Annotated in this window: 11 protein-coding genes; all 11 read left to right on the top strand. The window is 42.1% G+C overall.

Features of this window, described 5'->3' with window-relative positions; all coding sequences use genetic code 11:
- The first annotated feature begins 94 nt into the window (after positions 1 to 94).
- On the top strand, positions 95 to 511 hold the full coding sequence (locus tag M2369_RS17485; RefSeq protein ID WP_024719950.1) for a VOC family protein: 417 nt from the start codon (positions 95 to 97) through the stop codon (positions 509 to 511).
- Positions 512 to 593: 82 nt separating this feature from the next.
- Positions 594 to 1,511 carry an AEC family transporter gene (locus tag M2369_RS17480; RefSeq protein WP_007497064.1) on the top strand — a complete coding sequence of 306 codons (918 nt, stop codon included), beginning with the start codon at positions 594 to 596 and terminating at the stop codon, positions 1,509 to 1,511.
- A 28-nt stretch (positions 1,512 to 1,539) separates the two neighbouring features.
- The gene (locus M2369_RS17475) at positions 1,540 to 3,132 is read left to right on the top strand and encodes a PucR family transcriptional regulator (RefSeq protein WP_039169252.1); all 1,593 of its coding nucleotides are present in this window, start codon (positions 1,540 to 1,542) and stop codon (positions 3,130 to 3,132) included.
- Between the two features lie 240 nt (positions 3,133 to 3,372).
- Positions 3,373 to 4,710: an aspartate aminotransferase family protein gene (locus tag M2369_RS17470; RefSeq protein WP_061418518.1), complete on the top strand. Its 1,338-nt coding sequence runs from the start codon at positions 3,373 to 3,375 to the stop codon at positions 4,708 to 4,710.
- A gap of 358 nt (positions 4,711 to 5,068) precedes the next feature.
- Entirely contained in the window at positions 5,069 to 5,626 is a 558-nt protein-coding gene (locus M2369_RS17465; RefSeq protein WP_017360356.1) for a glycerol-3-phosphate responsive antiterminator, read from the top strand.
- Positions 5,627 to 5,841: 215 nt separating this feature from the next.
- Positions 5,842 to 6,657 carry an MIP/aquaporin family protein gene (locus tag M2369_RS17460; protein WP_008349011.1) on the top strand — a complete coding sequence of 272 codons (816 nt, stop codon included), beginning with the start codon at positions 5,842 to 5,844 and terminating at the stop codon, positions 6,655 to 6,657.
- 15 nt (positions 6,658 to 6,672) lie between these two features.
- The gene (gene glpK / locus M2369_RS17455) at positions 6,673 to 8,169 is read left to right on the top strand and encodes a glycerol kinase GlpK (RefSeq protein ID WP_007497075.1); all 1,497 of its coding nucleotides are present in this window, start codon (positions 6,673 to 6,675) and stop codon (positions 8,167 to 8,169) included.
- A gap of 139 nt (positions 8,170 to 8,308) precedes the next feature.
- The gene (gene glpD, locus M2369_RS17450) at positions 8,309 to 9,970 is read left to right on the top strand and encodes a glycerol-3-phosphate dehydrogenase (protein WP_039169256.1); all 1,662 of its coding nucleotides are present in this window, start codon (positions 8,309 to 8,311) and stop codon (positions 9,968 to 9,970) included.
- A gap of 144 nt (positions 9,971 to 10,114) precedes the next feature.
- Complete coding sequence (locus tag M2369_RS17445) at positions 10,115 to 11,860, top strand: phospho-sugar mutase (protein ID WP_259255286.1); 1,746 nt, start codon at positions 10,115 to 10,117, stop codon at positions 11,858 to 11,860.
- A 151-nt stretch (positions 11,861 to 12,011) separates the two neighbouring features.
- Positions 12,012 to 13,157, top strand: a complete 1,146-nt coding sequence (locus M2369_RS17440; protein WP_041507534.1) for a GAF domain-containing sensor histidine kinase — start codon at positions 12,012 to 12,014, stop codon at positions 13,155 to 13,157.
- On the top strand, positions 13,154 to 13,804 hold the full coding sequence (locus M2369_RS17435) for a response regulator (RefSeq protein WP_056705088.1): 651 nt from the start codon (positions 13,154 to 13,156) through the stop codon (positions 13,802 to 13,804). Before M2369_RS17440 ends, M2369_RS17435 begins: the two co-directional genes overlap by 4 nt.
- Positions 13,805 to 13,840: the final 36 nt, after the last annotated feature.

The raw sequence follows: 13,840 nt of genomic DNA, 5'->3' as shown, positions 1-13,840 counted from the left end.
GGGCTTACCGCTTATTTTTTCATGCGACAAAGGGATGCCAAATGAAAAGACGAATATACTGAATGGAAATGATGTTTTACAAAGGGAGAGGGATATGGGGCGAGAATCTAAACATCTGTATATCAATTTGCCGGTTAAGCATGTAAATGAGTCAAAGGATTTCTTTGAACAGCTAGGTTTTGACTTTCAACAAGAACTGACGAATGAACATGCTGCTTGTTTTGTGATGAATGAGACGATCACAGTCATGCTGTTATCACTTAAGCATTTCCAATCCATTTCAGAGAAGGAATTGGTAGATGCCAGAAATGGCGCAGAGGTCATTATCTCTTTACAGGTCGAGACGAGGGAAGAGGTTGATGAGCTTGTAGAGCGTGCGATCGCAGCTGGTGGTTCACCGTTTAAGGAAAAACAAGACCATGATTTCATGTATGGCTGGAGCTTTCAGGATCGTGATGGTCATTTATGGGAAGTGTTTTATATGGATGAGGAGAGAAGCGACCTTTCATAAGGGTGCTTCTTTTTTATTGATGATCAGTGGTATGATAAGAGGGTAAAAAATAGGAATTCATCTAGAGAAAAGTAGGTGCTGCATGGAGTTTTTACTTGTCTTAATGCCAGTGTTCGGCATATTCCTTATAGGGTATATTGGGCAGAAGACAATTGGTTTTGATATACATACGCTCTCATCTATGTCTTTATATTTAATGTCACCATTTCTTGCGTTTGAAACCTTTTATCAAAATAAAGTATCGATGGACTATGTGTACTTATCTATATTTGTCGTAGGGCTTTGTCTTTCACTTGTTTTATGTGTCTTCATTTTATCTCGAATTTACGGGTATTCGAATGAAACGTATTGTGCCATGATTTTGTCATCAGCATTTATGAATAATGGAAATTACGGCACGCCTGTTGTCCTTCTTGTTTTTGGAGCAGCTGGTTTAGATATTGCGATTGTGCTAATGGTCCTTCAGCAGCTCGTCATGAGTACGATCGGCATGTATTATGCAGCAAAAGGTGGAGAGGACGCGGGAGACTTGAAGGTCGTTCTAAAAAAAGTGCTGCGTATGCCGGTTGCTTACGGGGCTCTTCTTGGTCTATTATTTCAGCTCATTGACCTTTCATTACCTAAAGAGCTTATGACAGGTGTTCAGCTGGTCGGGGATGCAGCGATACCAACGATTATGCTGATTTTAGGTATGCAGCTCGCAGTGATTTCTTTTAAACAAGTGGATTATCGCAATATTTCCTATGCGGTGCTGCTCAAGCTGTTTATTTCACCTCTCATCGCCTTTGGTTTTACACTTATTTTACCTGTAGATGATTTGGTGAAACAAATTATGATTTTAGTTGCAGCGATGCCGACAGCGGCGAATACAACGCTGATGGCTGTGCAATTTCGAACGAAGCCTGAGTTTGTCTCAAGCACGACGTTTCTCAGTACGATTTTAAGTATTGTGACTTTACCTGTTTTATTATGGATTTTATCCATGCACCCTCTGGGATAGGGGACGGCAAACAAAGGGGGACTTATGAATGAATGTAGATGTTCATTTTCAAGTAAGTGATGTGTTAAAAACGAAGCATTTTACGCATGCGAAAGTGTTAGCTGGGGAAAAGGGATTGTTTCGGCAGGTAAAATGGGTACATGTACTTGAAGTGCCTGCTGTAGAGGATTTGCTAAACGGAGGCGAGCTGATCTTAACGACGGCCGCAGGCTTCCATGATCAATTGGAAGTCTTTCAGGCGTTTTTAAGGCAATTGATTGACTCAGGTGCGGCTGGACTATGTATTGAATTTGTACCGCTCCGGTTTGATGTACCGGAAGAACTGATTATTTATGCAGAAGAACGTGATTTTCCGCTTATTCTGTTTACAAAAGAAGTGAAGTTCGTCAATATTACACAGCATCTCCATACGATGATGATTGAGCGTCAGTATCAGATGATGGCGGATTTAGAAACACTGTCGTCCAAGTTGAATGAGCTTTTATTGACTCCTCATCCGCAGATGGATATTTTGGATCAAGTGTATCAGCACGTGAGAGGGATACTACTGCTGATCCCTGTTCAAGGTGAGCCGATTATTTTATGTGATTCTTCCAAACAAACAGAAGAGCTTGTGATGAATTATTTGCAATATGCTTCATTACCAAAAGGATATGAAGTGACGCAAAAACAAGTCCTTGCACTCAAACAAACCTTTGCAGACCTCGTCCTCATTCATCAATCGAACACGCTCTCGGAATTTGAACTGCTTGTGATGGATAAAGGAGCGAATGCCCTTGCCCAGCAAACTTTAAGAGAGCTGTATACAGAAGAGCTGAAGAAGACAAAAGAGAATGAATGGCTGCAAAAATGGTTTCATGAAGAGCATACAGAAAGAGAAATCATAGAACACCTTGAGGAAACAGAAGGACTGAAAAAACCGACCGGCTGTGTGGTGATGCTCTTTCAAAAAAACCACCAAATAGAAGAAATCGCAGGGAATCTTTATTTTCTTGTCTCTTGCCGTTCTATTTTTCAGCGTGCTGGTTTCTATTTGATTGTGTACGAGCATCAAGGACAAACCTTATTTATTTTATTGAATACAAGAAAAGTTGAGGACTGGAAAGAGCGTGCAGAAAAAGCGGCAAACGACATCACGCAATTATATGACCGTGAGAAGCCCGGCGAGGCAGTCATCAATTATGGAATCGGTTCATATTGTGAGCAATTTCAGCACATGAGAAAAAGTTTTCAAGCAGCGAAAGAAGTGCTGCATTTAAAGAAAGTGATGCCGCAACGGATCAAAAGCCCATTTTATCAAGATTTACATATGCTTCGGTTGATGCCTGTCATGAAAGAAAGCGGGTTATTAGAATGCATGGTGAAAGAGTATTTAGAGCCGGTGATTTTATATGATAAACAAAATAGCGGCAGGCTCTATCAGACGCTGAATATCTTTTTACAGACAAACGGTTCTAAAAAAGAAACCGCAAGCCAGCTCTATATTGTGAGGCAGACGCTTTATCACAGATTGGATAAGCTTCATGCTTTACTTGGTGAAGATATGATGCAAGCGCCAAAACGTCAAGCGCTTGAATTTGCGATCCTTGCTTATGAATTTTTACAGGGGAATCGCCATTAACGGTATATGTTAGATTTGCCAAGGGATCAAGTAGAGTGTCTCATGGTTCTTTTCAATCAGTTGACGATCTGTCTAATGTAATGTGTCTGGTCCCTTTTTTATAATGAGAGTAACGACACGAGCGGTCTTGTTTCAGTTTCATATGCCTCACTTTTATCCATATAATGAATGGAGAGGTCATATGCAGGACCGGTTTAAGCTTCTTTTATGATGAAAACGGATACATGGGGGCGTGGGAAGATGAAAACACATAACGCACAAGATCTTCAGGCGAAAGATGATCAGTTCATTTGGCATCATATGAAAGGGACAAACAAAGAAAATGAAAGTATGGTGATTCATGAGGCAGAAGGCGCTTGGGTGACAGATATTCATGGAAATCGCTATTTAGACGGGATGTCAGGACTATGGTGTGTAAATGCCGGATATGGACGTAAAGAGCTTGCAGAAGCGGCGTATAAGCAATTAAATACGATGCCTTACTACCCACTGACACAAAGCCATGTGCCAGCGATTCAGCTGGCTGAGAAGCTCAATGAATGGCTAGGCGGGGACTATGTGATCTTCTTTTCTAACAGTGGTTCTGAAGCGAATGAAGCGGCATTTAAGATTGCCAAACAATATCATGCGCAAAAGGGAGAGAGTACACGAACAAAATTCATTTCCCGATATCGATCGTATCATGGCAATACAGCAGCAGCTCTAGCCGCAACGGGTCAAGCGCAGCGTAAGTACAAATATGAACCGTTAGGGCAGGGGTTTATCCATGTCGCACCGCCTGATATGTACCGGCATCCTGAAGATCAAGAGAGCTTGGCAAGTGCTGATGCAATCGATCAAGCGATGACGTGGGAATTAAGTGAGACCATTGCTGGCGTCATCATGGAGCCGATGATTACAGGAGGCGGTATCTTAATGCCGCCAAAAGGATATTTGAAGAAGGTGAAAGAAATCTGTGAAGATCATGGGGCGCTCCTCATTGTGGATGAAGTGATATGCGGCTTTGGCCGGACAGGAAAGCGGTTTGGATTTATGCATGAGGAAGTGAAGCCAGATATCATCACCATGGCAAAAGGGATCACAAGTGGATATTTACCGCTATCTGCAACGTGCGTGAAACGAGACATTTATGAAGCATATGCAGGAGAAGATACGTATGACAGGCTACGGCATGTGAATACATTTGGCGGTCACCCTGCTTCCTGTGCGGTTGCGCTTGCTAACCTAGAGATCATGGAAAACGAGCAATTAGTGGAGCGGTCAGGCACGCTTGGCCAAGACATGCTCGAACGTTTGCAAGAGTTAAAAGAGCATCCATTTGTCGGTGATGTGAGAGGAAAAGGCCTGCTGTTTGGAATTGAGCTTGTGCAGGATCAGGCGTCAAAAAAGCCAGCTGATCCAAGTGTAGTCGGTCAATTGATTGCAGAATGTAAAAAACGAGGATTGATCATCGGGAAAAATGGCGATACAGTGGCTGGCTATAATAACGTGGCACAGCTCGCACCACCGCTAAATATCACTGATGAAGACGCCTCATTCATTATTCATACTTTAAAAGAAAGCATGGCACAATTATAGCAGAGATTTCTCTGCTTCAGATTGTTGACAAAGGGCTAAAATATTATTTATTTTAGCCCTTTGTCTTCTTTTCAGCGTGATAGAAAACCTTTGCAGTCTAGGAAGAACGAGTACTGGCGCGGAGCGAATTTGACATTCGTGAGCACCAGCACGCAGGACTGACAAAGAATGCGAGGGTTTGCCTACACGCTGTAGCAGAGAGGTTTCTCTGCTTTTTTCTATGCCCTGAAAGGATCAGGTTTTGATCGATCTGCTAGGCTGAATGGTCAATGGGTACACTAGGTGTATTGAAAAAAACATGCGATTCTATTACTGTAAGGAGAAGATAGAACCAATACACACGAGAAGGAGACGGCATATGAGTTTTCATGATCAACCCATTCTACCTGCTGTTCGCAATATGAAGCAATTTGAGGAATTTTTAAAAAGTCCATTTACATATGGGGTCTTACTAGATGTTCACTTAGGGCGGCTTAAGGGCATCATGAATGAGGCGAATGCGCATCATAAAAAAATGTTTGTCCATGTCGATCTCATTCACGGAATCAAACATGATGAGTACGGAACGGAATTTATTTGTCAGGAAATGAAACCAGCTGGCATTATTTCTACTAGGTCTTCTGTCATAGTAAAAGCCAAGCAGAAAAAGGTATATGCCATCCAGCGAATGTTTTTACTTGATACAAGTGCGATGGAAAAAAGCATGGAGTTTGTCGGGAAACATCGTCCAGATTTTATTGAAGTATTGCCGGGTGTCGTGCCAGATTTAATTACAGAAGTGCGCGAAAGAGCTGGAATACCAATATTTGCAGGAGGATTTATCCGAACAAAAGAAGATGTAGAAAGGGCGCTTGCAGCAGGGGCGACAGCTGTCACCACATCGAATACAGAGCTTTGGAAAGCGTTCCAAAAGTGAAAAAGATAAAATGTGAAAATTGATTGACAACGTTTTCATCCTCTGTTACTATAGCACTAAGTTAATATCATGTGATGGAGAAACGGAGATCCACAACGACGCTTTACTAGGTGACAAATGACCCTGATGTAAAGTATGTTTGTTGTGGATCTTTTTTCTTTATCTTTTCTACACATTTATAGGGGATGGCAACTGAACCAGAGGAGGAATTTTTCATGACACCATTTTGGGGTGAAGTCGTTGGTACAATGCTTCTTATTATTTTCGGAGGCGGTGTGTGTGCGGCAGTCAGTTTAAAGAAATCGCTCGCTTACCAGTCCGGCTGGATTGTAATCGCTTTCGGATGGGGATTTGCAGTAGCGATTGCAGCTTATGCCACTGGAGGAATCAGCGGTGCACATTTAAACCCGGCGCTGACAATAGGTCTTGCACTAGAAGGAAGTTTTCCTTGGGCTGATGTTCCAATGTATATTGTCGGTCAAATGCTTGGCGCATTACTCGGAGCTATTATTGTCTTCTTACATTACTTACCACACTGGAAAGCGACAGACGATCCAGGTGCAAAACTAGGCGTATTCTCAACTGGTCCTGCGATTCCGCATACTTTTGCAAACGTGCTCAGTGAAGTCATTGGTACATTTGTATTGGTGGTAGGAATTTTAGCGATTGGTGCAAATAAATTTGCAGACGGAGTCAATCCGCTGATTGTTGGTTTCTTAATTGTCGCAATTGGTCTTTCATTAGGTGGTACAACTGGTTACGCAATTAACCCTGCACGTGATTTAGGTCCAAGAATCGCACATGCCATTCTGCCGATTCCAGGTAAAGGTCCATCAAATTGGAAATATGCTTGGGTTCCTGTTGTTGGTCCAATTTTGGGCGGTGCATTTGGCGGTGTTTTCTATAATGCAGCCTTTAAAGCGAACGTCACACCAGCCTTTTGGATTGTAAGCGTTATTTTAGTTGTGGTATTGTTAGGACTCTATGTTTCTACGAAAAACCAGACAAATGCTGTCAATGAAAGTATGTAAGGGGAGGAAAACATCATGGCAAAAGAAAAATATATTCTCGCATTAGATCAAGGGACAACAAGCTCAAGAGCGATCTTATTTGATCAAGAAGGTAAAATTGCCCATACAGCTCAGAAGGAATTCAATCAATATTTTCCGAACCCAGGCTGGGTAGAACACAATGCAAATGAAATTTGGAGCTCTGTTCTATCAGTTATTTCAACTGCTTTAATCGAATCAGGAATTGAAGCAGATCAAATCGCCGGTATCGGAATTACGAACCAGCGTGAGACAGCTGTTGTTTGGGATAAACATACAGGCGCACCCGTTTACAATGCAATTGTTTGGCAGTCACGACAAACATCTGGTATATGTGATGAGCTAAAAGCGCAAGGGCACGATGAAACGTTTAGAAATAAAACGGGTCTACTCATTGATGCTTATTTCTCAGGTACTAAAGTGAAATGGATTTTAGACAATGTCGAAGGTGCTCGTGAGAAAGCAGAAAATGGTGACTTACTGTTTGGCACAATTGATACATGGCTCATTTGGAAAATGACTGGCGGGCAATCACACGTGACAGATTATTCGAATGCATCAAGAACGTTAATGTTCAATATTTACGATCTGAAATGGGATGAAGAACTACTTGATATCTTAGGTGTTCCAGCTTCCATGCTGCCAGACGTCAAACCATCATCACACATTTATGGTGAAACAACAGACTATCACTTCTTTGGTAAAAATATTCCGATTGCAGGAGCGGCAGGAGATCAGCAGTCTGCGTTATTCGGTCAGGCTTGCTTTGAAGAAGGAATGGCGAAGAACACATATGGTACAGGATGTTTCATGTTGATGAATACAGGGGAAAAAGCAATTAAGTCGGATCATGGATTGTTAACGACGATTGCATGGGGCATTGACGGCAAAGTTGAATATGCTTTAGAAGGAAGTATTTTCGTTGCTGGCTCAGCGATCCAGTGGCTGCGTGATGGACTTAGAATGTTTAAAGACTCAAAAGACAGTGAAGCTTATGCTGAGCGCGTTGAGTCAACAGACGGCGTATATGTCGTACCAGCATTCGTTGGTTTAGGCACACCATATTGGGATAGTGATGTCCGAGGCGCTGTATTCGGTTTAACACGCGGTACTTCTAAAGAGCACTTTGTTCGTGCAACGTTAGAATCACTTGCTTATCAAACGAAAGATGTTTTAGATGCGATGGAAAAAGATTCAAACATCTCACTTAAAACATTGCGTGTCGATGGCGGAGCTGTAAAGAATGATTTCTTAATGGGCTTCCAAAGTGATTTGCTCGATGTACCAGTAGAACGTCCAGAAATTAATGAAACGACGGCACTCGGTGCGGCCTATCTTGCGGGAATAGCAGTTGGTTTCTGGAACGACCGTTCAGACATTGCAAAACAATGGAACCTTGACAAGCGCTTTGAACCTAAAATGGAAGAAGACAGCCGTGACTCGTTATACAGCGGGTGGAAAAAGGCTGTAAAAGCAGCTCAAGCTTTCAAATAAACAAAAAGTATGGTATACTTCAAGTAAGTTAATAGAACGGTTGGAGAACTGGAGAGACCGCAAGCACCGAAGTGTAGAAATACGCTTTGGGTGTTTGCGGTCTCTTTTTCTTTACCGTACAACATGGGAGGAACAAGAGATGACTTTTTCTAGCTTAGAAAGAGAACAAATGCTTCAGGACATGACAAAAAAACCATATGATGTGTTTATCATTGGTGGGGGTATTACAGGCGCTGGTACAGCACTTGATGCGGCTTCACGCGGAATGCGTGTCGGTCTTGCGGAAATGCAGGACTTCGCAGCAGGTACATCTAGCCGCTCAACGAAACTTGTACACGGCGGACTTCGTTATTTAAAACAATTTGAAGTGAAAATGGTCGCAGAGGTCGGTAAAGAGCGTGCCATCGTATACGAAAACGGTCCTCATGTGACAACGCCAGAATGGATGCTTCTTCCGATGCATAAAGGCGGGACATTCGGTAAGTTTTCAACTTCAATCGGACTTAGAGTATATGACTTTTTAGCTGGCGTTAAGCATAGTGAACGCAGAAGTATGCTAAGTGCAAAAGAGACACTTGCAAAAGAACCACTTGTGAAAAAGGATGGCTTAAAAGGCGGGGGCTACTATGTTGAATACCGTACAGATGATGCACGCCTGACAATTGAAGTCATGAAAGAGGCTGTGAAATTCGGGGCAGAAGCGGTCAACTATGCGAAAGTAAAAGAATTTATTTATGATAAAGGCAAAGTTGTCGGTGTTGTCATTGAAGATGTCACAACACAGAAAACATACGATGTATATGCGAAAAAAATCGTCAATGCGACTGGTCCGTGGGTCGATCAGCTAAGAGACAAGGACCACTCAAAAGAAGGGAAACATTTACAGCATACAAAAGGAATTCACTTAGTATTTGACCAATCTGTTTTCCCATTAAAACAAGCAATCTACTTTGACACACCTGATAAACGTATGGTCTTTGCGATTCCAAGAGAAGGAAAAACGTACGTGGGAACAACAGATACCGTTTACAAAAAACAGCTGGAACATCCGCGTATGACAAAAGCAGATCGTGATTACGTGATCAAAGCCATTCAATATATGTTCCCAGATCTTCATATTACAGAAAAAGACGTTGAATCTAACTGGGCTGGTCTTCGTCCACTCATTCATGAAGAAGGCAAAGATCCTTCAGAAATTTCTCGTAAAGATGAGGTGTGGACATCATCTTCAGGCTTAATCACGATTGCTGGCGGTAAATTAACAGGTTACCGTAAAATGGCTGAACACATTGTGAATCTTGTACGTGATGGACTGAAAGAGGAAACTGGAAAAGATTTCGGACCATGTAAAACGAAACATATGCCAATTTCAGGTGGGCATGTAGGCGGTTCGAAAAATATGGCATCCTTTGTTCAAGCGAAAACGGCAGAAGGAGCATCCGTTGGTTTGACAGAACCGATTGCACAAAAATTAGCTGAGAAATATGGCTCAAACGTCAGCAATGTCTTCAAGCGTGTAGAGCAGCTTCAAGGGGAAGCAGACAAACGAAACATTCCCGCATATGTGTTGGCTGAACTTGTCTATGCGATCGAAGAAGAATTGGCTGTAACACCTGTTGATTTCTTCTTGAGAAGAACAGGCAGCCTATTATTTAATATCAATTGGGCAAAAACGTATGCACAGCCTGTTGTTGACTATATGGCAGATCGTTTTGGCTGGGATGAAGCGACAAAACAGAAACATCAAACTGAATTAGACCGACTATTCCATGAAGCAGTCGTACCGCTTGATGCTGAATAAGTAAAAAGCCGATCGTGCATCGGCTTTTTTTATTTTGTTCATCGTTTTTTCATATGTTCATGATATAACATGACATGAAGGATAATTCCATATAAAATAACAGTAGATGTTATTTTATTGATGATAAGAGCTGGGAGGACGACCATGAGTTGGAATACGAATTATGAGCGTTGGATCAATGAGAAGCACCTGGATACTGAACTAAGGGAATGGCTGGAGGCACATCAAGATGATCATCAAGCGCTTGAAGACTGCTTCTACAAAAACCTTGAGTTTGGTACTGGAGGAATGCGCGGAGAAATTGGTGCTGGAACGAACCGAATGAATGTTTACACTGTTCGAAAAGCATCTGCTGGTCTTGCTGCGTATATTGCAGCACATGGAGAGGATGCAAAAAAAAGAGGCGTCGCCATTGCCTATGATTCACGCCATAAATCTCCTGAATTTGCAATGGAAGCGGCCAAAACACTTGCTTCACATGGCATTCAAACATACGTATTTGACGAACTGCGTCCGACACCAGAACTCTCTTTTGCAGTTCGAGAACTGAATGCCTTTGCAGGGATTGTTGTGACAGCAAGTCACAATCCGCCAGAATATAATGGCTATAAAGTTTATGGAGAAGATGGAGGCCAAATGCCCCCATTTGAAGCAGATCAAGTCATTAAAGAAGTAGATGCCATCGAAAATGAATTAGCCATTTCAGTGGAATCAGAAGAAGTATTGAAGCAAAATGGTTTGATCCGCATGATTGGTGAAGAAATCGATCAAGCGTATATGGAAAAATTAAAAACCATTCGTCTGCACCCTGAGCTTGCAAAAGAAGTCGATGTCAAAGTGGTGTTTACTCCGCTTCACGGGACGGCGAATAAACCTGTCCGAAACGGACTTCAGGCCTTTGGTTATAAGCATGTGACGGTTGTGCCTGAACAGGAAAAACCAGATCCGCAATTCTCGACGGTTACGTCTCCAAATCCAGAGGAGCATGCCGCTTTTGAATACGCCATCAAGCTTGGCGAAAAGCAAAATGCTGATATTTTGATTGCGACAGATCCAGATGCAGATCGATTAGGTATCGCTGTGAAAAATCATGATGGTGAATTTACCGTTTTGACCGGCAACCAAACAGGCGCCTTACTACTTCATTATTTATTATCTGAAAAACAAAAACTAGGCCAGCTGCCGCCTCGCCCCGTTGTGATGAAAACGATTGTGACAAGTGAGCTTGGGCGTGCTGTTGCCTCAGCATTTGGAGCTGACACGATTGATACGCTCACTGGCTTTAAATTTATCGGAGAAAAAATCAAGCAGTTTGAAGAAAGCGGAGAATACACGTTTCAATTCGGCTATGAAGAAAGCTACGGCTATTTGATCGGTGATTTTGCACGAGATAAAGATGCAGTTCAAGCTGCGTTATTAGCAGTTGAAGTCGCAGCCTTTTATAAGAAACAAGGGAAGTCATTATATGATGCGCTTGTTGATATTTTTAAGGAATTTGGATTTTACAGAGAAGGGTTAAAGTCATTAACCTTAAAGGGGAAAGTAGGAGCAGAGCAGATTTCTGCTATTCTTCATACCTTTAGATCAAACCCACCAGCTTCTATCGCTGGTCAGCGCATTACGGTCATTGAGGATTATCAATCAAGTCAAAGGCACCTTGTGGCTGAAAAGAAAGAAGAAACGATTCATCTGCCGGCATCAAACGTCCTGAAATATTTCCTTGAAGATGGCTCATGGTTTTGTTTACGACCTTCTGGTACGGAGCCTAAAGTCAAATTTTATATTGCAGTCAAAGGCACATCGTTAACAGACAGCGAAGAAAAGCTGAAACACTTATCAGAAGAAGTCATGAAAGTCGTCTATGACATTGTGGAAGAAACAGCTAAATAAAATATCACAAAGCCATCATGTCATGCATGATGGCTTTTTCTCAGTCAAAAGGATGAGAAAAAATCATCCTTTTTGAGAAAGAGCCGCACAGATGCTCATGGTATAATCAACATATTGATAAGAGAGGCAGTAAAAGCCGGGGGTACACACGATGGGAGATTACCAAGAAAAAGTCAAAACATTAAAAACGTTAAAAGAAATTGCTGAAAAGCTAAATGAAGGGATGGAAATGAAGGAAACGCTTCATGAAGTGCTTCATATGCTTATGGAAGTGACAGGCTTTCAAACAGCATGGATTTATTTTATAGAAGAAGACGGATCGTATGAACTAATGGCAGAAGTATGTTTACCTGAAGCACTGGCAAAGGATCGAAAGCAATTGATGTGTCAAAACGATTGCTATTGCATCAACCGCTACACAAAAGGCTCACTGCAATCAGCGACCAATATCATCAATTGTAAACGGATTGAAACAGCGATTGAGCAAAAGCTTGGAGATACAGAAGGAATTACCCATCATGCAACCGTTCCGCTCCAAGCATGTAAGCGAACGTTTGGCTTATTAAATGTGGCGGCAAAAGGGAAGGTCACATTTACACAGGAGGAGCTGAATCTGCTTGAAAGTATTGCACTGCAAATAGGTACGGCCATTCAGCGCATGAAGCTTGTGCAAAATGAGCAGCAGCATGCACTGCTAGAAGAACGAAACCGGCTTGCGCAGGATTTGCACGATTCTGTGAATCAAATGCTGTTTTCCGTGAGTTTGACTGCAAAGGCAGCGCGTCAAATGACAAGTGATCAAAAATTAGGTGAAATGATTGATTTTATTCAGCATTTATCACAAGATGCCCTCATTGAAATGCGATCACTCATCTGGCAGTTAAGACCAAAAGGACTTGAAAAAGGTTTTACGACAGCGATTGAAGAGTATGCACAGCTTTTAGGTCTAAATTGTTCATTGTCTTTATCAGGCTGTATGGAAATAGATCATTCAAAGCATGAGACTTTATTTCGCGTATGCCAAGAAGCTCTAAATAATTGCCAAAAGCATGCGGGCGTTGAGAAAGTAGAGGTCAAACTGGAGCAATCAGGAGATACGTTTGGTATGAAAATCATCGATCAGGGAAAGGGATTTCAGTATGATGAACAAATGAGTCTTCCTTCATTTGGGCTGAAAGGGATGGCTGACCGTATCCGAAGAGCAGGAGGTACATTTTGCATCAATTCTGAGCTAGGGAAGGGAACGACGATTGATGTGAAAGTACCATTTTCTCAAGAAAGGAAGGGATTGTCATGAGGGTAGTCATTGCAGATGATCATCACATTGTCCGAAAAGGACTGGTCTTTTTCTTGCAAACCCAGCCAGATGTGGACATCGTTGGTGAAGCATCCAATGGAGAAGAGGCACTACAGGTAGTGAGGCAGACAAAGCCTGACATTGTCTTGATGGATCTTTCTATGCCTGTAATGAATGGGATTGAGGCGACAAAGCAAATGACGCTGGATATGCCGGATGTCCGCATTGTCATTTTGACAAGCTATGCAGATAAGGACTATGTGATCCCTGCTATCCAAGCGGGAGCGAAGGCTTATCAGCTCAAGGATGTAGCACCTGAAAAGCTTCTCACGACAATGATTGAGGTGCAAAATGGTACGTACCAGCTAGATGGTCATATTACAGCGTTTCTTGTCCAGCATCTAACAGAACCTAAAGAGCAAAAATGGGCATTGATGAACGAACTGACCAATAGAGAACGTGATGTCTTATTTGAAATCGCAAAAGGGAAAAGTAACAAAGAAATTGCCTCATCGCTTTTTATTTCTGAAAAGACTGTGAAAACTCACGTGTCTCATCTGTTATCAAAGTTAGAGCTGGCAGATCGAACTCAGGCCGCTCTCTATGCAGTAGATTATCAAAAAAATCAGCCGAAAGAGCTGTTGTAAACAGTCATGGTGGACATTCCAAAAGACTTCATGAGT

The organism is Bacillus sp. JUb11 (assembly GCF_024807925.1).
Lineage (GTDB): Bacteria > Bacillota > Bacilli > Bacillales > Bacillaceae > Bacillus > Bacillus altitudinis.
The sequence above is the reverse complement of the archived record's forward strand: the minus strand, read 5'-3'. Positions and strand labels throughout refer to the sequence as shown.

What these genes read in the sequence shown, in the direction of transcription:
- M2369_RS17485 (WP_024719950.1), top strand. Translation starts at nt 95, where the DNA reads ATGGGGCGAGAATCTAAACATCTGTATATCAATTTGCCGGTTAAGCAT.
- M2369_RS17480 (WP_007497064.1), top strand. Translation starts at nt 594, where the DNA reads ATGGAGTTTTTACTTGTCTTAATGCCAGTGTTCGGCATATTCCTTATA.
- M2369_RS17475 (WP_039169252.1), top strand. Translation starts at nt 1,540, where the DNA reads ATGAATGTAGATGTTCATTTTCAAGTAAGTGATGTGTTAAAAACGAAG.
- M2369_RS17470 (WP_061418518.1), top strand. Translation starts at nt 3,373, where the DNA reads ATGAAAACACATAACGCACAAGATCTTCAGGCGAAAGATGATCAGTTC.
- M2369_RS17465 (WP_017360356.1), top strand. Translation starts at nt 5,069, where the DNA reads ATGAGTTTTCATGATCAACCCATTCTACCTGCTGTTCGCAATATGAAG.
- M2369_RS17460 (WP_008349011.1), top strand. Translation starts at nt 5,842, where the DNA reads ATGACACCATTTTGGGGTGAAGTCGTTGGTACAATGCTTCTTATTATT.
- glpK (WP_007497075.1), top strand. Translation starts at nt 6,673, where the DNA reads ATGGCAAAAGAAAAATATATTCTCGCATTAGATCAAGGGACAACAAGC.
- glpD (WP_039169256.1), top strand. Translation starts at nt 8,309, where the DNA reads ATGACTTTTTCTAGCTTAGAAAGAGAACAAATGCTTCAGGACATGACA.
- M2369_RS17445 (WP_259255286.1), top strand. Translation starts at nt 10,115, where the DNA reads ATGAGTTGGAATACGAATTATGAGCGTTGGATCAATGAGAAGCACCTG.
- M2369_RS17440 (WP_041507534.1), top strand. Translation starts at nt 12,012, where the DNA reads ATGGGAGATTACCAAGAAAAAGTCAAAACATTAAAAACGTTAAAAGAA.
- M2369_RS17435 (WP_056705088.1), top strand. Translation starts at nt 13,154, where the DNA reads ATGAGGGTAGTCATTGCAGATGATCATCACATTGTCCGAAAAGGACTG.